Source organism: Maribacter sp. BPC-D8 (assembly GCF_035207705.1).
Classification (GTDB): Bacteria; Bacteroidota; Bacteroidia; order Flavobacteriales; family Flavobacteriaceae; genus Maribacter.
Genome location: NZ_CP128187.1, coordinates 3,793,584 through 3,813,559, shown reverse-complemented (window position 1 = coordinate 3,813,559; position 19,976 = coordinate 3,793,584). Strand labels below are relative to the sequence as shown.

General features: G+C 34.7%; 22 protein-coding genes. 7 read left to right on the top strand and 15 right to left on the bottom strand.

Annotated elements, in window-relative coordinates:
• Window positions 1–19 precede the first annotated feature (19 nt).
• Window positions 20–202, bottom strand: coding sequence for a hypothetical protein (locus QSV08_RS16680; RefSeq protein WP_324024844.1), 183 nt, complete (start codon window positions 200–202; stop codon window positions 20–22).
• 255 nt (window positions 203–457) lie between these two features.
• On the opposite strand from QSV08_RS16680, the gene QSV08_RS16675 reads away from it, so the two are divergent.
• A complete protein-coding gene (locus QSV08_RS16675; protein ID WP_324024843.1) occupies window positions 458–1,495 on the top strand; it encodes a helix-turn-helix domain-containing protein in 1,038 nt (345 codons plus the stop codon).
• Here the strand turns inward: QSV08_RS16675 and QSV08_RS16670 are convergent.
• The 3 genes from QSV08_RS16670 to QSV08_RS16660 all read right to left on the bottom strand — a co-directional run bounded on the left by QSV08_RS16670 (window position 1,492) and on the right by QSV08_RS16660 (window position 3,082).
• Entirely contained in the window at window positions 1,492–2,154 is a 663-nt protein-coding gene (locus QSV08_RS16670) for an SOS response-associated peptidase family protein (protein WP_324024842.1), read from the bottom strand. The two genes, QSV08_RS16675 and QSV08_RS16670, sit on opposite strands and share 4 nt — an antisense overlap.
• 215 nt (window positions 2,155–2,369) lie before the next feature.
• Window positions 2,370–2,819 (bottom strand): ferritin-like domain-containing protein, encoded by a 450-nt coding sequence (locus tag QSV08_RS16665; RefSeq protein ID WP_324024841.1) that lies wholly within the window; start codon window positions 2,817–2,819, stop codon window positions 2,370–2,372.
• 50 nt (window positions 2,820–2,869) lie between these two features.
• Window positions 2,870–3,082: a hypothetical protein gene (locus QSV08_RS16660; RefSeq protein WP_324024840.1), complete on the bottom strand. Its 213-nt coding sequence runs from the start codon at window positions 3,080–3,082 to the stop codon at window positions 2,870–2,872.
• A gap of 298 nt (window positions 3,083–3,380) precedes the next feature.
• Here QSV08_RS16660 and QSV08_RS16655 point away from each other — a divergent pair, with 298 nt between their 5' ends.
• The gene (locus QSV08_RS16655; protein WP_324024839.1) at window positions 3,381–3,593 is read left to right on the top strand and encodes a DUF2945 domain-containing protein; all 213 of its coding nucleotides are present in this window, start codon (window positions 3,381–3,383) and stop codon (window positions 3,591–3,593) included.
• Window positions 3,594–3,614: 21 nt separating this feature from the next.
• Here the strand turns inward: QSV08_RS16655 and QSV08_RS16650 are convergent, their stop codons facing one another.
• Window positions 3,615–4,691, bottom strand: coding sequence for a DNA topoisomerase IB (locus QSV08_RS16650; protein WP_324024838.1), 1,077 nt, complete (start codon window positions 4,689–4,691; stop codon window positions 3,615–3,617).
• Window positions 4,692–4,948: 257 nt separating this feature from the next.
• On the opposite strand from QSV08_RS16650, the gene QSV08_RS16645 reads away from it, so the two are divergent.
• Window positions 4,949–5,554, top strand: a complete 606-nt coding sequence (locus tag QSV08_RS16645; protein WP_324024837.1) for a DUF2652 domain-containing protein — start codon at window positions 4,949–4,951, stop codon at window positions 5,552–5,554.
• 105 nt (window positions 5,555–5,659) lie between these two features.
• Window positions 5,660–6,127 (top strand): Dps family protein, encoded by a 468-nt coding sequence (locus QSV08_RS16640; protein ID WP_282074983.1) that lies wholly within the window; start codon window positions 5,660–5,662, stop codon window positions 6,125–6,127.
• A 92-nt stretch (window positions 6,128–6,219) separates the two neighbouring features.
• Here QSV08_RS16640 and QSV08_RS16635 read toward each other — a convergent pair whose 3' ends face one another.
• From QSV08_RS16635 to QSV08_RS16625, 3 genes are read right to left on the bottom strand one after another with little or no spacing between them, the layout of a single operon-like run.
• Entirely contained in the window at window positions 6,220–6,414 is a 195-nt protein-coding gene (locus QSV08_RS16635) for a hypothetical protein (protein WP_299798917.1), read from the bottom strand.
• Window positions 6,415–6,420: 6 nt separating this feature from the next.
• Window positions 6,421–6,768: a phage holin family protein gene (locus QSV08_RS16630; RefSeq protein WP_324024836.1), complete on the bottom strand. Its 348-nt coding sequence runs from the start codon at window positions 6,766–6,768 to the stop codon at window positions 6,421–6,423.
• Window positions 6,769–7,101: a YtxH domain-containing protein gene (locus tag QSV08_RS16625; protein WP_324024835.1), complete on the bottom strand. Its 333-nt coding sequence runs from the start codon at window positions 7,099–7,101 to the stop codon at window positions 6,769–6,771. It lies immediately after the preceding gene.
• 194 nt (window positions 7,102–7,295) lie between these two features.
• Here QSV08_RS16625 and QSV08_RS16620 point away from each other — a divergent pair, with 194 nt between their 5' ends.
• From QSV08_RS16620 to QSV08_RS16610, 3 genes are all read left to right on the top strand, one after another.
• Complete coding sequence (locus tag QSV08_RS16620) at window positions 7,296–8,657, top strand: NAD-dependent succinate-semialdehyde dehydrogenase (protein WP_324024834.1); 1,362 nt, start codon at window positions 7,296–7,298, stop codon at window positions 8,655–8,657.
• 1 nt (window position 8,658) lies between these two features.
• Complete coding sequence (locus QSV08_RS16615; RefSeq protein WP_324024833.1) at window positions 8,659–8,832, top strand: hypothetical protein; 174 nt, start codon at window positions 8,659–8,661, stop codon at window positions 8,830–8,832.
• A 191-nt stretch (window positions 8,833–9,023) separates the two neighbouring features.
• Window positions 9,024–10,235, top strand: coding sequence for a Pycsar system effector family protein (locus tag QSV08_RS16610; protein ID WP_324024832.1), 1,212 nt, complete (start codon window positions 9,024–9,026; stop codon window positions 10,233–10,235).
• 49 nt (window positions 10,236–10,284) lie between these two features.
• Here the strand turns inward: QSV08_RS16610 and QSV08_RS16605 are convergent, their stop codons facing one another.
• The 7 genes from QSV08_RS16605 to QSV08_RS16575 form a co-directional block, all read right to left on the bottom strand.
• The gene (locus QSV08_RS16605) at window positions 10,285–10,410 is read right to left on the bottom strand and encodes a hypothetical protein (RefSeq protein ID WP_324024831.1); all 126 of its coding nucleotides are present in this window, start codon (window positions 10,408–10,410) and stop codon (window positions 10,285–10,287) included.
• Window positions 10,411–10,550: 140 nt separating this feature from the next.
• Window positions 10,551–11,987, bottom strand: coding sequence for a rubredoxin (locus QSV08_RS16600; RefSeq protein ID WP_324024830.1), 1,437 nt, complete (start codon window positions 11,985–11,987; stop codon window positions 10,551–10,553).
• 11 nt (window positions 11,988–11,998) lie between these two features.
• Window positions 11,999–15,529 (bottom strand): molybdopterin-dependent oxidoreductase, encoded by a 3,531-nt coding sequence (locus QSV08_RS16595; RefSeq protein WP_324024829.1) that lies wholly within the window; start codon window positions 15,527–15,529, stop codon window positions 11,999–12,001.
• Between the two features lie 222 nt (window positions 15,530–15,751).
• Window positions 15,752–16,216 carry a hypothetical protein gene (locus QSV08_RS16590; protein ID WP_324024828.1) on the bottom strand — a complete coding sequence of 155 codons (465 nt, stop codon included), beginning with the start codon at window positions 16,214–16,216 and terminating at the stop codon, window positions 15,752–15,754.
• 40 nt (window positions 16,217–16,256) lie between these two features.
• Window positions 16,257–16,928 (bottom strand): response regulator transcription factor, encoded by a 672-nt coding sequence (locus tag QSV08_RS16585; protein ID WP_324024827.1) that lies wholly within the window; start codon window positions 16,926–16,928, stop codon window positions 16,257–16,259.
• Window positions 16,929–17,039: 111 nt separating this feature from the next.
• Window positions 17,040–18,323 (bottom strand): alginate export family protein, encoded by a 1,284-nt coding sequence (locus QSV08_RS16580; RefSeq protein WP_324024826.1) that lies wholly within the window; start codon window positions 18,321–18,323, stop codon window positions 17,040–17,042.
• Window positions 18,324–18,428: 105 nt separating this feature from the next.
• Complete coding sequence (locus tag QSV08_RS16575) at window positions 18,429–19,841, bottom strand: MFS transporter (protein ID WP_324024825.1); 1,413 nt, start codon at window positions 19,839–19,841, stop codon at window positions 18,429–18,431.
• Between the last annotated feature and the right edge of the window lie 135 nt (window positions 19,842–19,976).

Sequence of the window (19,976 nt, the reverse complement as noted above, 5' to 3'; positions counted from 1 at the left end):
TCATAGCAATATTTTAATTCTAGTTGTCATCAGTAGCATCTTCTACTGCGTCTTCAACTTCATCAGCTCCATCTTCGATTTCATCTCCAACATCATCAATTCCTTCTTCAATCTTCTCTCCCGTAGTTTTTTCTTCTCTACAGCTTGTTGCAATGCTCATTGTTGCAAATGCAAATACGATCATTAATAGTGACTTTTTCATAATATAGATTTTAATAATTAGGTTAACATTTAAATATTTAGGTATAAAGGTTTACTTGTTAACTAAATAGTTTCCCATACCTGTCACTGCAAATATGAAGGTTTTAATGGCGTCACTTTAGTTGTAAAAAAATCAATATTAACTCATCTACGAAATGCGCATATGTGTCAATTAACATCTTGAAAGTGTTAAGGTTATTCTCTTTTTTCTAGTTTTTTTGTACTGTACGATTGCCATTGTACATAAAATAAAACAATGAGAGAGTTAACCATAAATAGTTCAAAGTCTGACGATATGTTTTCCAAAATACAAACGTGTATACAAGGGGATCTCATTGAGGACTGGGGCGAAAGTGTTTTAACTTTTGATAATACGGTTGGAAAAGGCTCTTTGCGAACCATCGATTTTAACTCGGGAGTATCTCTTATTGATTGTAATATAAAACTAAATGAAGAAACTAAGGTTGTTTTTGATACTAAAGACCTGGCACCTATAGAGTTCATTTTTATTACAAGCGGGTATTTTGAGTACAGTGAAAATAATACAGATACGTATACCAGATTAGAGCAATTTCAGAATACGATTATATCGCATAAACGTGAAGCCGAAAAGACATTTCTGTTTCCGAAGAACGAGACTTTAAAAATCAATTTTATACGAATTAACCGTCAAGAATATTTACAAAAGAAGAACAATAATATATCTAAACTAAACCAATTATTGGTGTCATTATTTAATGATAGCAAAGGGGAGGCTACTTTTCAACATGGTGGCAGTTTTAGTTTAAGAATTGCAGATGAAATTAAATTGCTAAATGATGTTGATGCTACCAGCGGTATGCTTAGGTCTCTTTCTCTTGAGGGTAGACTTTATCTAATTCTATCGCTACAGTTGTTAGAACATAAAAATTTTGAAGAAAACATGAATTTACCTGAAGCTATTTCTAAAGAGGATATTCTAAAGATTCACAAATTAACCACTTACATATTAGAACATATTTCTGATACTGTTTCTATAACATCGTTAAGCGCAGAATCTGGATTAAGCCCTAAGAAACTTCAAATTGGTTTTAAGATTTTATATTCTAAAACCGTGAATGAATATGTTAGACAGCTGAAATTAGAAGTCTCGAAAGATTATCTAAAAAATTCCGATTTATCGGTTTCTGAAATTGTGTACGCTATTGGTATTAAAAGTAGAAGTTACTTCTCTAAAATATTCTTTGAAGCTTATGACATTCTACCAACAGACTATAGAAAGCATTTAAAAAATAAGAACTCTTCATTACGCTAGCTTTCTGGATACTCATAGGGCATTAACATACTGTCATATGAGATATCTTGATTAAATAGATTCTTTGCAATAGGTCGTATTTCTAAATCTGTTGTATGTGGCGGTTGTAAAATCATTTGCGCTCTTTCTATTTTAGTATCTTCTGAAAGCCATTCATATTTATCGTCATGGTCTATAATTACCGGCATATAATCTACTAGGTTTTGGTAATTAACCACTTCTTTCTCAAGCGGACCAGTCAATAAAGAACACGTAATAAACCCATCATCTAGAATAGTATAAATACCTGCTAAGTATAATATTCCGCCATTTTTACGACTTACATGGTAAGGATATATTTCTCCGTTTTTCAATACCGAAGTAAAGAAGCCGGTTACCGGTATAATACATCTACTATTCTTAAACGAATCATAATACCACATATTCGTATCTATTTTTTGAGCAGAGATAGTCAACGTATTCGTCAGCTTTTGAAATAGCCCCCAATCATCATTAAAAGTACTTGGCAATAAACCCCAAATAGCTAAATTAACAGCATTGGGTTCATTCATGGTAATTATGGGAATAGAGACTTCCCTTAAACCGCTAATTACTACTTGCGGAGCATATAAATTTGGATACTTGAACAAGGCATTTACATCTTGTTCTATCTCTTTCATTTTTGCTGTATTTGAAATTTTAAAATACATATCAATCATTTTCATTTAGTACAAATTTCATCAATAAAGCGAAAGGCAATTGTTGCAGAAACATAAAAAGATAACGCATTAAAAAAGAGCTTATTAATTGTTACCTAGCGGGTAAATACTTGAAAAAATTAAGCATAAAAAAAGAGGCTATAAATAGCCTCTTTTTACATTCACCAAATATGCACTTACCTAATATCTTCTAACATTTTAATGTTTGAGAGTCCGTTTTTAATTGCCTCTTTCTGACTTCTTAATACGGTTGCCGTTGTAGATGGTAAAGAAGTATCTACTAATACATCTTCATACTCTTCAATTGCAGCTTTTTCTCCTCTAATCGCCTCTTCTAACATAGCTTCTGCATTATCTAGAGAGAATAGTGCTTTTACATCCATCCAAGCTCTGTGTGCTTTACCTGCAATGCTATCGCCTTTATCAATTTCTTGACCAAATGTCTTGATTTCTGCCTTTAGTTCATGACCAAAATCGTAACGTTGCTTTGCCTTTGTTTCGAAAAAAGCTTTCAACTGAACATTATCAGTGTTTTCTGCTGCCTTCTTAAATCCTTTTTCGGCATCATATGTTTTTTCTAAAAGTTCATTTAATTTATTTCCTACTTCTTCTGTATATGTACTCATTTTGTATAGTTTTAATGATGTGATTTTTTATTTAGAGATGTCAATCATAATTACATCTTGTAAAATTTATTTCTATTCTTAAATTCTTGTAATTTTCTTTTTAGCTCAGATACATCTTTACTTTTTGATGTATCTGAATACATTAATACATGCTCCATATCAATTTCGCAAAATGCATCCTCTTGATCACTGCTGTTATCAATATCGATACTGTCAACGATAAAATCTTTTAGCAATAAACTGACGAATGCTAATACTATCATTATCGATATACCTGTAATTAATTGTATCATCTGTATTGTTTTGATGACAAATATATATTCAATTATACGTACTTTTTATCTTGAAAAATTATAGCATTAACTCCTTTGAATAGGGTTAATTTTCAAGGTTTTAAGGTCAAAAATATAATGTCCTTGCTATACAATAAAGAATAAAATTATAGAACTTGTAGTATCAAATTAGTTCTCACGTTTGTGCTACTCTAAATGGTTATTTCCATCACATGGTTCTCCAAAAAACTAGCTGTGATGGAAAGCACAAACAATAAATAAATTTATTATGATAAGAAAAGGTACAATAGTAAAATGGTCTTGGGGTAATGGTACTGCCGAAGGTAAAGTTGAAGAAACTTATACTTCAAAAACAACAAAGACAATTAAAGGAAATGAAGTTACTAGAAATGGTAGCGATGATGACAAAGCACTTTACATTCAACAAGAAGATGGCGATTATGTTTTAAAGAGCGAAAGTGAAGTAGAACGTGCCGATTAATTTATAAACAAACTTTTAGTACTACTTCTTTATATCTAAATTCAATAAGGGATTAAAATCGGCTATTAGGTTTATCAATTCTTTTTCTGCTGCGGTTTGGTATTCTGATGAAGTTGCCTTCTCTACGCTTTCAAAAACATCATTAAGCTCACTCTTTTCATACTTTTTGACTACAAATGGGTGTACATAGTATTTTTTGCACACATTTCTAGTATTACCCAATGCTTTGGCAGTAGCGTCAAATGCTTTTATCACATTCTTTTTAATTTCACTTTCTGCATCGGTAGGCTCATTTTCCATAAGCGATTCAAAAAATATGAGCGTACCTGACCATGTTCTAAAATCTTTAGCAGTAAAAAGTTCTCCGCTTATTTCTTGTAAATATTCATTGACCATACCACTATCAACTCCCGTTTTGGTTCCGTCTTCATCAAAGAATTGAAAAAGATCCCAACCAGGTATTTCTTCACATTGCAATACTAACTTGCGTAATTTTCTATTATTTAAAGTGATACTGTGCTTTTTGCCTTTCTTACCGGTAAATTCAAATTTTAGCTTATTCTTACTGGTTTTTAAATGCCTTGTTCTTAAGGTTGATAAGCCATAGGTTTTGTTTCTTCTTGCATATTGCTGATTACCTATGCGTATATGGGTTTCTTCCATTAACCTTACAATTAGGGCGAGAACTTTTTCTTTAGGCCATCCATCTAACTGTAAATCTTCATCTACCTTTTTTCGAATTAAAGGCAAAGCTTCTCCAAATTGATGCATTCTTAAAAACTTGGTTCTGTTTCTTACTCGTAACCATAATTCATGGTAACGGTATTGAAGTCTATGCTTGACATCAAAACCTACTGCTTGCAAATGTGCATTGGCAATAGGTGCAATTTTCACTTCTTGCCATGCCGGCGGAATTACCAGTTTTTTAATTCTAGATAGTTCAGCTTTTTTACTGAGCGGTTTATTCTTTAGTAAATACAGAAACTGATCTTTCTCTTTAATTCGCAGTATAGATAACGCTTCTCTGTTTACATATTTTAAGTGCATGTGCGCAGCGACATCATGCGGCTCACTCGCCAGTAGTTCTGAATAATTCATCTATTATATTCTTTTAAGTTTGGCATTTGTACAAAAACAAGCAATTCTGTTTACTCTTTTTTTCACAACTTGAAACAAAAATAACGAATCAAGCGGCTATATTGGTGTTCTATACAACTCTTTTGTAGCCTAAAAACTTCTTTTAGCTATTTCATAATTCACATACATTAAGCTCGATTGCGGTAGAATTTTTACTATACGGATTCTTTTTAACCGCATAAGTTCTCTACCTTTCCTATTATAAATATCCATTGCTTATGAAAGGAGAACCAATGTTAATATGTATACCAGACATAAGCGGATTTACTGAGTTTATGAGCGAAACTGATTTTGAATTAAGTTCTAAAATCATTCCTGCGCTTTTAAACCAAATTATCTACACGAATAAAATCGGACTCAAAGTTTCGGAAATAGAAGGCGATGCCGTTCTATTTTTTAAGACTGGCGAAATGCCGAGCTTAGAAAATTTAATTGAGCAGTGTAGAAAGTTTTATACCGAATTTTATAAGGAACTTACTTCACTTAGAAAAAAACATATAAAGAATAAAGATGCCGAATCAATACCCGAAATTCTTGGTCTAAAAATTATACTACATTACGGTAAAGAAATCGCTTTGACCAAAGTTGGTAATAGCATTAAACTGTTCGGTGAAGATCTTATTATAGCTCACAAATTGTTGAAAAACGAAATTAACTTGAGCGAATATTTACTCTTAACCGATGGCTTGACCAATTACTATAAAGAGAACAATTTAAACGATCAGTTCGATTGGGGCTCATTAAAACATAATTCTACCGAGTATGACCACGTGGGTGAAATAAACTACTCATATATCAACTTAAAACCTTTGGTAGAAGAATAAACTTTACATCACTTCTAAACTGTAAAACGTTCATCATTGCCTCTTCTGAGTCAAAGATAACTTTCCATATCCTTTAATTTTGTAGTAGAATAATTAAACAAAATTATGAGCTATTTAGATATTAAATCAAAAGATATACAGCCAATCGTTGATGAATTGAACACGTTGCTGGCAGATTACAATTTGTACTACCAAAACCTGAGAGGTTATCACTGGAATGTTTCTGGAAAGAACTTTTTTGACCTCCACATTAAGTTCGAAGAACTCTATACCGACGCAAGAATTAAAATCGATGAAATTGCTGAGCGTATCTTAACCCTAAGACACAACCCAACTAGCGAGTTTTCAAAATATTTTGAAATGTCTTCTATTAAAGAAACATCTTCCCTTATTGCAGATACCGATATGGTAGATCACATTTTAAATCAACATGAAATTTTGTTGAAGCAAATGAACAAGGTGATTAAGAAAGCTGAAGCTGGTGGTGATGAAGGAACTATTGATATGATCGGTGGTTATATAGGCGAAATTGAAAAAGTAAGTTGGATGCTTGATGCCTGGTCGAAAGAATAAGTTAACTACAAATAACAGTATATAAAAAAGCACCTCTTAAATAGAGGTGCTTTTTGCTTTCAACTAGATTGCAAATACAATCTGGCTATATATTATTTTACTACTTTTCGCATTATATATAACATGCCAAATTTCTTGGCAGCAGAGAATGCGGTCGATACCCAGTTATACGGACTCAAGTCTTCTTGTACATCTTGTTTCAATCCTTTAAGCTCTTCTAAAGCAATTTCGCGCTCTAATTTCAAGCGTTTTAAATTGAACTCTATTTCCTCAAAATTTTTGTACATATCTTCTTAATTAAAGAATTTAACCGACAGCTTTTTTACTAGCATGTTGTCAATTTTACCTCTAAAAACATAGGCTAAAATTAATAACACGACAAACAAAGCTCCGGCAATTAAACAAGCGCCTACCATACTCTCGAGAACATTTGCCAAGAAAACAACACCTGCTACCGTTATAAATATAAGTGCCAAAAAAGCAAGACCACCTATAACTGCCATTTTCAGCAGCATACCGGTGGTCATTGTTAATTGTTGAAACACTTTTAGCCTGTAGTATTCTTGGGTTTTCTTGTAGTAAACCTCTCCTACATCAATTGCCTTATTAGACGTTTCGTTAAGTGAATCAATAACTCCCATTTATACTGTTTTCTGCAGTTTCTTATTTTTTGACTTCAACTCCGACAATTTCTTCTCTAAAGTTGAAATTACATCTTCTGTTTTATAGCTCAAATCAGAAACTAAAGATTCTACTCGTGTATCTAAAGTGTCTTTTTCGTCAGACATTTTAGAAGCAACTCTGTTTTTTAGGTCTACTGCATTGTCGGCAAAATTATCTCTTGTTGCAGCTGCTTGATCAGCAATTAATTTTCTTGTATTCTCACCTTTATCTGGTGCGTAAAGAATTCCTAAGGCTGCACCTATTGCAGATCCTGCGATAATTGCTAATAATGTATTTCCACTATTGTTCATATTATATATTTTAGATTAAACGTTTTTTAATACATGATAAACTATTGCTTATCGTGTTATACAAATGTCTAAAATAAAGATACAACTACTTAACTCAAAACCTTTTAATATTGACGTTAACAATAGCTTAAAAGGGTTAAGAATAATTTGAAACGAATTAATACATCAAACTCTTTACCTCTAAATTTGCAACTATGAAAGAATATCAAACTAAGAATCCGTACAACGGTGAAGTTGTTAAGACATATATACAAGACAGCACTGCCGATATAGAAAAAAAATTACAAAAAGCCTTAGCTATAGAAGCCTCTTGGGCAGCTGTGGAAATTGAAGATAAGTGCGAACTTCTCTCCAATGTGGCAGAACTGCTTATAGACCGTAAAGAGGAATATGCAGAGCTGATGACCCAAGAAATGGGAAAACCTTTTTCTCAAGGTATTTCTGAAATTGAAAAATGTGCTTGGGCATGTGATTTTTATGCACATAACGCTGAAGACCTTTTAGCTGATGAAGTAATAGAAACCGATGCCGATGAGAGTTTTATAAGTCACGATCCCTTAGGATGCATTCTTGCCGTTATGCCATGGAACTATCCTTTTTGGCAAGTACTACGTTTTGCGGCACCTACATTAACAGCTGGTAATACTGCATTACTTAAACATGCGCAAAACGTAACTGGTTGTTCTATGGCTATTGAAAAGCTATTCTTAGATGCAGGATATCCTGAAGGATGTTTTCAAAGTTTAAAAGCGGGACATGAAGAGATTGAAAAGCTTATTGCCAATGACGGAATTAAAGCGGTAACCTTAACCGGAAGCGAAAAAGCTGGTAAGTCAATAGCTGGTACAGCAGGAAAAAACTTAAAGAAATCTGTTCTTGAACTTGGCGGAAACAACGCTTGTATTATTTGGGAAGATGCCGATTTAGACCAGCACATCGATACTATGGTAACGGCACGTATGCAGAATACGGGTCAAAGTTGTATTGCTGCAAAACGCTTTATCGTTTGTGAAGACATTTATGATTCTTTTCTAGAAAAATTTACTACAAAAGTGAAATCACTTAAAAGCGGTGATCCTATGAAAGAGGATACATTTATAGGTGTTATGGCTCGAGAAGACTTAGCTGAAGAACTTCAAAAACAAGTAAACGATTCTATTAAGCAAGGTGCTAAAGTTGTGCTGGGCAACATGCGTAAAGATGCTTATTTCTCACCTACCATACTTACCGATGTAACTGTAGACATGCCGGTATTTAAAGAGGAAACTTTTGGACCTGTTGCTGCCATTACCAAAGCAAAAAACAGAGAAGAAGCTATTGCCTTAGCTGCAAATTCTAGATTAGGACTCGGTAGTATGCTATTCACTGAAGATATCGATGCCGCTATGGATGTAATATCTAATATACCCGATGGCGCATTCTTTATAAACGATATGGTTAAATCTGATCCTCGATTGCCTTTTGGTGGTACAAAAGCATCTGGCTATGGTAGAGAATTATCGAGAGAAGGCATCTTAGAATTCGTAAACAAGAAAACGATTTACATTAAAAAATAAAATGATGACACAAAATACACAAGAAACAAAGTTTGTAAAAGAATCGGAAGAAGAAACACAACTATACATTCTACAAAAAAATAAAAAAACTAAAGTAGGGGTAACCATATTGGTGGCTTTTCTTGTTGTACTTGTTATTGGTGTTGTAATTTCAAGTGTGTTTTTCACCAACTAAAGAATACTACTCAAAAAACAAAAGGTGAGAATAAATTATTCTCACCTTTTTTTGGTCGTACCAACTCGTAACCTATTTGCTAAGCTTTATCTGTTTTTATTTTCAATAAGATGAATACACAAAGGTTTCGAACAATCCATTAAACGCAAGAGAATTATTTTTGTACTTTTCTAAAGTATTATAAAACTATCATGTCTACACTAGTTGCTACAGCCGAAGAATTTGCCACTAATCAATTAACTGGCAATACTGACCCAAGATATCTCTATCATAATCTTAGGCATACACAACGTGTTGTAGATAGTACCAAAGAACTAATTGAAGGCGAAAAAATTGGCGATGAAGAGAGCGAACTACTTTTAGTTGCAGCTTGGTTTCATGACCTTGGGTACACTGTTTCTTATGGGAATCACGAAGAGCATAGCTGCCAATTATCTAGAGATTTTTTAACCAAGCATAATTGTACTCCAACTTTTATCACCAATGTTTGCAACCTAATTCTGGCAACTAAAAAAGGGTACGATCCAAAAAATGAATTGGAGAAAATAATTCGCGATGCAGATTCTTCTCATTTCCATGTCAAGAATTTTATGGCAACGACCGAATTGCTAAGAGAAGAGCTTGCTTTAATAGGCAAAGAAAGTAATACTTCAGCAGACTGGCGAAAAGAAAACATAACTCTATTACGAGCCAAACATCGTTTTTATACCGAATATGCCATAACTCATTGGCAAAAAGGGAAAGACAAGAATATTAAAAGGCTCATCAAAGCAAAGAAGAAGAATAAAGAGCTCATTAAAAAGGAAAGTTTAAAAGCTAAATTTAAGGGAGAATTACCAGACCGCGGAATACAAACATTATACAGAGTTACACTAAGCAATCATTTAAAACTAAGTGATATTGCTGATACAAAGGCGAATATTTTACTTTCTGTGAACGCCATTATTATTTCTATGGCATTGGCAAACTTGGTTCCAAAATTAGATAACCCCTCTAATGACTATCTATTTTACCCAACATTTCTATTCATTATTTTTAGTGTAGTGTCTATGGTGATGTCCATTTTAGCGACCAAACCAAATGTAACCTCTGGTCAATTTACAGAGGAAGAAGTCACCTCTAAAAAAGTAAATCTGTTGTTCTTCGGTAATTTTCATAAAATGAAATTAGAGCAGTATAACTGGGCAATGTCTGAACTTATTAAAGACAAAGATTATATCTATAGTTCATTAACTAAAGACCTTTATTTTCTTGGGATTGTTTTAGAAAGAAAGTATAGAATTTTACGGTGGACGTATACCGTTTTTATGGTAGGAATGATAATCTCCGTAATTGTATTTGGTATTGCGCTGAAGTTCTACGGTCCAGAACGAATATTAGAACTCCCCGTAATGCAGCCTTAAGTAAAGCAGCTGTCATTAAATTAAATGCGGAAAAAGCTAACTGCAAGATTTAGACTCCGAAAGTCATCAAAAGTATACACGTTAAAATTCCGATTGCAGCAATTACGATAGTAACTTTTAAAGCTTTTGCAAAAGCTGGCTCTTTAGTCTGATCATTTACATTTACCCTGGTCATGAGTGGTTATTTAGAATTATACCACAAATTTATGCCGAAACATTCTAGAGTTTTAACTTCATAAATTAATTTCTTGTCTCCATTGTACTTATTTCAACTCATTTATATCTTGTAAAGCATTATTTTACAGCTAGTTGTCTTTAACTCATTTGTATCATAGCTTCTTTAAATGTAGCTTTTGGAGCCGAACACATTGGGCACTCATACGCGTCATCAATATCTTCAAACTTGGTACCTGCGGCAATATTAAATTCCTCATCACCAAATGTCGCATCATAAACCGTTAAGCAGTCTTGACATTGATATAACGATTGTGTTGCTTCTATAACTTCAACACTAGTTGTTTCTTCATCATCTTCGGCGCGACCTAATTGATCAAAGTACATTTTACTTAACTCCATCAACAACCCAGGTAATTCTATCTTATCGATATCTTGAGCATAGGTAATGTACTTTTGACTATTAGGGTCAAAATGCTCGAAATGCAGAACGTTGTAGGTGGGGCGGACTTCAAATTCTTTAACAATGGTGGGCAAACTATTCTTTTCAATAATCACCGAGGCAAAGTGCGAACGTTTACCCACCTCATTGCTAATACCAAAAGTAAGTCCGTAGGTACTTATATCATTTTGATCAAAACTTCGAACCAAATACTTCTTTAACTCCAGCGCCTCGCCATCATCAATAGGCACATGCCAATTCATCTCTAATTGCGAATGCCTTACATTGATTCCTTTTTTGCCCAAAAAGCGCTCTAAGGCAGGTCTACTAGATTTTTTGATACCTTTTACTACAAAAGATTTCCACGGGGTAATACAGATTTTACCAATACTATTATCCAAACAAAAGCCGCAGAATTCTTTTAAGAAGGATAGATCATATTTATTATTTCTCCAATAAAGACCAAGCCAATACATATCTGAACCCAACCGGTTCATACCTTCATAATAAGGAAAGGTCTGAAAAGGAACCTTCAGTTCCTTTTCCATAGTTTTGTTGTTGGTTTCTAAGTTCTTGTTCATCACAAAGAACAACTCATCTATATCGGTAATATCTTCATAAATTTCTTCGATCTGTTTTGAGATAGAATTGATATCCCAACTATAAATAAGCACGGGATAAAAGGATGATGATTTCCAATGTGGTAGTTTTATATTCAAGTACCAATAATCTTCTTGTTCAGATGCTATAAAGTTGAGGTTACCACTAAAAATAGGAACCAAGCGTTGTTTTGGATCGGTAATATTGATTTTCAACTTCGGTAAAAAATCAAATCCTTCTAAAATATATAAGTAGGTAGAACCCTTTAACCAATGGGTCATATCAAAAATATCTGCAGATACATACGAACTTACAATGTTCTGATAAGTACGATTGGCAATAATATCGGTATTGAATTTCGAGATACTTTCTAGCTGCTCTTCTTTTGCATCCTTTAGCGGAAACAAAATATCTTGTCGAGACCCAAAATTAACACTTGTGAGTCCGGCAGACTCCAGCATGGTAATAATATCTTTCAATTCACCAGGTGAAGTAACACCACCTTTTATCAGTATTCTATGAAGATCATCGTTCATGTCTCGCTATTTTAATTTGCTAATACCAGTTGTTTCTTTAATAAATCTTTTATCTCGGGCTTACAACTTCCGCAGCCCAAACCGGCACCGGTTTCTGAGCATAACTTGTTGAAATCTGAGCATCCACCGTTGATGGCATCTACTACATTACCTTCACCAACCTGACTACAAGAACACACCAATTTACCTTTTAGTGGTACAGAGGTCGATGCTCCACGCAGCAACTCATTTCGTTTTTCAGATAGTTCAATCTCTTCTTCTATCAGTCTTTTAAATTCTGCAAACTCATTTTTATCACCCAATAAAATGGCACCTTTAAGCGTATCATCTTTTACAATACACTTCTTATAAAAACGCTTGCTCACATCCATTAAAATAATTTCTTCATAAGAAGAATCTCCTATGGGTGAATTCACCATACCAATACTGCAGAGATCCAGATTTTCGAACTTTAAAATGTTCATTAAAACCGAGCCATTGTAGATACTACTAAAGTCCCCTAGAATAAAGTTCGCCGCAATATCTGCTTGCTGCTCGGCAGCTGAGGTAATACCGAAAAGTGAGTTTTTAAACTCCGCAATTTCCCCCAAAGCAAATATCGAAGGATCACTACTTTGCAAGTATGAATTTACCACCACACCTCTTCGGGTTTTGATCCCCGTTGGTTTTGCCAATTCTATATTCGGTCTTGTACCAATAGCATAGACTATGGCGTTGCACTGAATAGAACGCCCAGTTTTAAGATTTACAGATAGGCTATGTTTTTGATCCTTATCTTCAAAAACAGTACTTACTTCATTATCGAAATACAAATTTATACCTCGTTCTACTACATCTTCTGCCAATAAGCGACTGGCAATAGTATCTAATTGACGCTCCATTAAACGCGGTGCGCGTTGAATGACACTAATATTGATGTCTATTTTCTTTAAAGCTGCAGCAAGCTCTAAACCTAACAAACCACCACCAACTATAACCACATTTTGGTCTTTTGCTTGCAGTCCGGTTTCTGCGAGGTATTTTCTTAATTTATCGGCATCTCCTCGTTCACGCATGGTAAAACGACCTGGTAATTGTATTTGCACATCACTAGGTATAAATGCCCTACTACCGGTTGCCATAATCAATAAATCATAGCTGTGTTCTTTACCGTCGGAATCTAAAACCGTTTTGTTCTCCGCATCAATATTGTCGATACCAATACCTTTATGTAAGGAAACATCTAGCTTTTGTAGCTCTCCATCTTTTAATTTCTCTAAGGCTTCCCAAGAAAGCTCATCACTAACATATTCAGGGAGCAATACACGATTATAAAAGGGATCTTTCTCTTTTGAAAAAACGTGTAATTCGTCTATACTATTTTTTTCTCTGTACGATTGTATAAAGCGGTATGCCGCAGCACCTGCACCTATTACAACTACTTTCTGTTTTTCTTTTACAAATTTTGAAACCTCAACGGCACAGTATTTAAAATCTGGCTCTTTTGATACAGGATCGACCAAATCGTTGGTTAGGTTATTTGCCCTACCAAAATCATTATTCAATACTTTACCCCAATGCATGGGCAAGAAAACCACCGATTCTCGTATATCATAATTGAGCTGCACTTTTACCTGCACTTGCCCTCTTCTACTTTTTACTACTGCAATATCGCCTTCCTTTATTTTTCTCAAATAGGCGTCTACCGCATTCATTTCTAAATAGGGCTGTGGAACATGGGTCAATAACCTTTTTACTTTACCTGTTTTGGTTCGAGTGTGCCATTGATCACGAACGCGCCCTGAATTCAATATTAGCGGATAGTTATTATCGGTTTCTTCAGACTTATTATACAACGTCGACGGAGCATTAAAATGTGCTTTTTTATCATTCGTAAAGAACTTAAGATCCGTAAATAATCTTGGTGTACCCTTATGTGTTTTATGAGGTACAGGCCACTGAAAACTTCCTTCATTGATCAAGCGTTCATATGACAAGCCAGAAATGTCTATTTCAGTGCCTTTCGTTAATAAACAGTGTTCGTCATAAACTTCACTGCTATTCTTATAATCAAAACCTTTATAGCCCATTGCCTGTGCAAAACGCCATATAATTTCTGCGTCTGGCAAAGCTTCACCCGGAGCATCTATTACTTTAGGCAAATGACTGATGCGTCTTTCCGAATTGGTCATCGTGCCTTCTTTCTCTAACCAACCTGCTGCAGGTAATAATAAATCGGCAAATTTTGTGGTTTCAGAATTATGAGAAATATCTTGAACTACTACGAATTTTGCCTTTTTTAAAGCTCTTTCTACTTTGTTAGAATTAGGCATACTAACTGCGGGATTGGTACAGACAATCCAAACTGCTTTTAACTTTCCTTCATCGAGGGCATCGAACATTTCTGTTGCCGTGTACCCTGGTTCTGCTTGTATTTCACCTCCTCCCCAAAAGTCTGACACTTCTTTTCTATGCGCCGCATTCCCTAAATTTTTATGTGCCGCCAGTAAGCTTGCCATACCACCAACTTCTCTACCACCCATGGCATTTGGCTGACCTGTTAATGAAAACGGACCAGCACCTGGTTTGCCAATTTGTCCTGTTAATAAGGATAGATTTAATAATGATACGTTTTTAGCTACACCAATAACACTTTGGTTCAACCCCATAGTCCACATACTAATGAACTTCTTGGCATTACCGATATATTCGGCAGCTTTACGAATATCACCAACGGGAATACCACATTTTTTTGCGGCTTCTTTAAGGGTTAGCGTATAAGCCATTTCTTTAACGGCCTCATAATTTGAGGTGTGCTTTTTTATGAAGGCGGAATCTATTTTTCTTTTCTCAATTAATCGACGGGCAATGGCATTGAAAAGAATTACATCGGTGCCCGGTAAAATCTGTAAATGTAAATCTGCCACTGCACACGTTTGTGTTTTACGTGGGTCTACTACAATTATTTTTACCTGCGGATTCTCTTCTTTATGCTTTTCTAATCTTCTATATAAAATAGGATGACACCATGCCGGGTTTGCCCCTGCGATTAGGAAGCAATCTGCCAGCTCAATATCTTCGTACGAAATAGGTACAGAATCTTCACCCAAGGTTTTTTTATAACCTACCACGGCAGAACTCATACATAGTCTAGAATTGGTATCTATATTATTGGTGCCAATGAACCCTTTTGTTAGTTTATTGATGAGGTAGTACTCTTCCGTTAAACACTGACCGGACACATAAAAACCGACACTATCAGGACCATGCTTGGCAATAATACTTTTAAAAACTGCAGCTGCACGTTCAAAAGCAGTGTCCCAAGAAACACGTTGTAAGGGGTGATTTATGCTCCACTTCATTTCTGGATACAGAATGCGGTCTGTAGTGTCTTGAGCTACGTAGTTAAGATTACGTCCTTTGCTACACAGCATACCTTTATTAGATGGGTAATCGGGATCACCATCTACCGAAATAGTTCCTTTTGCATCAACATTGACAAGTATACCGCAGCCAACACCGCAATAGGAACATATTGTTTTATGAGTTTTATTACTATTCATTTTATCAGTGATAAAGAATGGTTCAGAAGTATACTGCAAATTATAAAAAGTACGTATAAATACGTACTTTTTTATCGTAAATGTTCTGCGTATAATCGAGTGATCCGCAATTATTCTGCCTTAAGACTGAGAATGAATCAATAAATAGGAAAGTGAGGTATTGAAATGTTAAAATGAAATATTGGCTGAGTGAACTGTACTGAGAATATTTTTAGGCGGAATTTATTTCTTTTTCCAATCTCTTACTTTTACGCCTTTACTGAACTTAATTTGAGATACCGAAAATCCTTTTTCAATTATTTCATCATTTCTTAATTCAGATTCTTCTATAGTACTTTTACTTTTCAATTTGATATAAGCATCAAGTTTATGCGATTCAGAGTTCCAGAAGAAGAAATAGCTATTTAATTTTGTGTGAACAACATTTAAATATGTATTAATTGCGTTACTTTTTAAAAGATCTTTCATTGCAAGGTCCCAAGTCTTAAATTCATCTTTTGTGAATTTCGAAGGATTTATGTCCTTTGCAATATTCAATCTCAAGGCGTAAAGACTTTGTAATTCCGTTCTTGGTTTTGAAAACCCTTTCTGAAATAAAACATCATCATTTTCCATTTCCAAAGCACATTGTTTGATTTTATCATCAGGATATGCCTTTAATTTAGTGAGGACTTGAGTAAATGTCATGTGTTTCAAAATATTGTTTAACATTCAACCACACAAAAAACTAAATCAAATTATGCTTCTGTGCCTTTTTAGAAAGGTCAATAAGGTTTTTTACATCCATCTTACGCATTAAATTAAAACGATGTGTTTCAATAGTACGTTTACTGTTTTGAAGTTTTTCTGATATCTGTTGATTGGTTAAACCAGACAATACCAACTCTAATACTTTCAATTCTTTATTCGTTAAATCAAAAACATTGTCGGCGTTTTTACGTGGCTCTTCTTCTTTAACCACTTGTTTTTTAGCACTCAACAGGTTATTTACAAGAACATTACTTATGTCTCCGCTAAAGTATTTACCACCTTCTCTTACGGTGTGTATTGCCTTAATGAATTCTGATTTATCGGTATCTTTCAATAAATACCCATTTGCACCAGAGCTAATAGATTTTAAAATGTATTCTTCTGAGTCGTGCATAGATAGTATAATGGTCTTCACCTCAGAATTGCTTTTGGTCAATTCTGCTACGGCATCAATACCGTTCATAACGGGCATTCTAATATCAATGATTAAAAGATCAGGATTTACCTTCCCCACCAATTCAATAGCTTCTTTACCATTCGATGCTTCACCGATCACTTCTAAATCAGATTCAGATTCCAATAAAGAACGGATTCCGTCCCTAACCAAAGCGTGATCATCTGCCAATACTATCCTCGTTGTTTCACTCAAAATATAGGTAATTATACGTACCGTGCTAAATTACATATTTTAAAAACAACAATACGGTCTACACAACCAATGCTGTATAGACCGTATAACTAACTAAATCCTTGTAAAACCCTATTCTTTTTTGGTATTCAAAAATTGAGGCTTGATCGTTAATTGTACCCAAGCCCAATTTTGACTACTTGCCGCTAAGTCTTCTGTAACCCCTTTAAGTTCATACATACCATCTGCAGCGAACATTTGAGAATACCCAATTGCAAGACCATAACCATTGAACTTTTTGGCAAATACCAAATCAATTTCGGTACCCAAAGATTTTTCTCCGCTTGGTAATTCTTGCTCGCCGCTAAAGTTCAATACTTTAACCAATAAACTAGATTGCTTACCTAAATCGAATTTTGCACTGGCATGAATATCAAAAAGACCTACCGAATTTGCGTGGTTACCTACGTAGAAATAATCCATGAAGCCGTTGAACTTATGATTGGTTCCGTATAGTGGAAAAAATGCTTCTGTTTTGTCTGCAGTATCCGCTTTGTTTCCGCTGATCACTTCTGCACCTAACCCTAAAGACACTTTATCGCTAGCCTTATACCCAAGCTCTAAACCTAATAAATAGGCTCCACCAACTTTGACCTCATTCTGTCTTTCACCTGTTTGTATAAATGCATTCGCCTCTGCATTAAATTTACCTACTTTATAACTCAAATGCGTACCTATAGTTTGTAAACTACTTAACCCATCTGCAGCACCTTCGGTATCGAAATTTTGAAATCCGTTATTCAATGCTAAAATACTACCAGAGAATTTATCCCATTGTTGTTTGGCATATAGATATTGCATGGTTTTATAGGTAAAAAAACCAGATGTATTATACGCTGTACCTACAGATTGAAACCCTGTTGGGTTATCAAAATCTTGACTAAAAGCAAGACCTACATCTAACATAAATTTGTCTTTCTTGTACTTTAAAAGTCCCGCGTCATGGTTTCTACCTTGTTGCGCCCAATCCAATCCGCCAAAAATACGCTGGTCGTCATATGAAATAACTTGTCTGCCTAACTTAGTAGACCAGCCTTTGCCTAAATTAATGCTTGCCCACGCTTCAAATACAGCAAAAGAATCGTTCTGGTCATCTGGTAAAATTTGTCTGTTCTCACCCCAAACCATCACATCTTGTATGCTCAAATAAAATTGATACGCTTCCGACTCATACTTTGCATTTAAACGTGCACGGGTAGAGATTGCAAATCCTGCATCTGCAGCATCAGGAATTATGCTTCCGAAACCATTTCTATATTCTGTTCTTGGTCTAAACTGCCCGTCTAAGGTAAATTGGGCCATTGCCATTTGTACACATAGAAAGACAAGCGCCGCTATTATATATTGATTTTTCATTGAATATTATTTAGGATAATGACATAGCATTCTAATCAACCTTATTAAATTAATTCGGTCAATGCTTGGCATTAAGTAGTGTTAAAATGTTTAGTAGGTTTTTTATTAGTCTAAGCTTGCTAACTTAAATTCGGCTTTCATTTCTTCTTTAACCGCTTTTTCATCGGCTGTAGAAAATTTAATTGCCAAGGTTGTTAGCGCGGTAATGGCTACAAAACCACCGATAATAAAGTACCCACTAGAAACAGCACCCGAAGCAGCAGCAGCTTGTGCCGCTTTCATAGCTTCTTCACCTAAATTTGAATTTGCTGCTAAAGCATTTGTTTCTGCCATTGCCGATTTAGATTTAAGTAATAATGCTGCTAAAAATGCACCTACATTACCACCTGCACCTACGATACCAGATATAGAACCAATGGCTTTTTTATTTATAAATGGCACTACAGAGAAGGTTGCACCTTCTGCCATTTGTACAGTAATACTAAAAGCAATTAAGAATATAATACCCAATGCAAAACTGGTAGTCAATGAAAATATAGAAAGCATAGCACCTTCAAGAGCAAGAATAACGGTTAAGAAAAGAACTCTACCACGTAACCCTTTTAATCTACCGAAACGGTCACCAAAAAATCCGCCTAAGGTTCGGGCAAATATGTTCATCAATGCAAAAGAAAGTACCAAATTACCAGCCATAGACCGTGTAAGTCCGAATGTGTTTTGCAAGTAATCATCCATAGTACCATAAACGGTAAGTTCCATACCGAAAGATGCTGCGTATACGATGAAAAGAATCCACACTCTGTAATCTTTCAATACACTTAAAAATGATTCTTCATCTTTTTTAAGTGTCGGCATCTTACCAGCCTCCTTTAATTCTTTGAAGTTTCCTTCGGGAGTATCCTGAGTAAAAAAGTAATAAACAACACCCATTAACATTGCAATTACCCCAGCAATGATCATTGAATACCTCCAAGCAATTTCATCTGCAACACCAAAACTTACTACAGCTGCCGCAATTAAAGGCATACCAAGACGATTGGCACCACCACCTAAATTTCCCCATCCTGCTGAGGTAGCATTGGCAGTACCAACAATATTGGGGGCAAACATAATAGAAGTATGAAATTGCGTTATTACGAATGATGCTCCAATAAACCCTATAAACAATCTACATATTAAGAATTGTGTTGGTGTCTGTACAAAGCCAATTAGTATTACGGGTATGGCACCAAATATCAATAAATAGGTATAACATAATCTAGGACCATATTTATCACATAATTTTCCAATTAATAATCTAGCGAAAACAGTACCGGTTACTGCTAAAATAATTGAGTTCCATTTTTGATCAGGAGTCAAACCTAAATCTTTTACCACGTCGGGCATAAATGGTACAATTCCAAACCAAGCAAAAAAGCATATAAAGAATGCTATTGATGTAATCCAAAAAGTACGTATTGGCATACTTTTCAAATCTGTTAATTTTAAGGTTGTCGATTTTTTAGATAGATTTTCCATAATATAGTTCGTTTTAGTTCCTATTGATATACAAACCTACTATAATTAATACGTATAAATACTTAGTATTATAATTTTATAAGCGCAAATACGTATTTTTATGTAAATACGGAATTTGAGAAGGATAAAATAGAG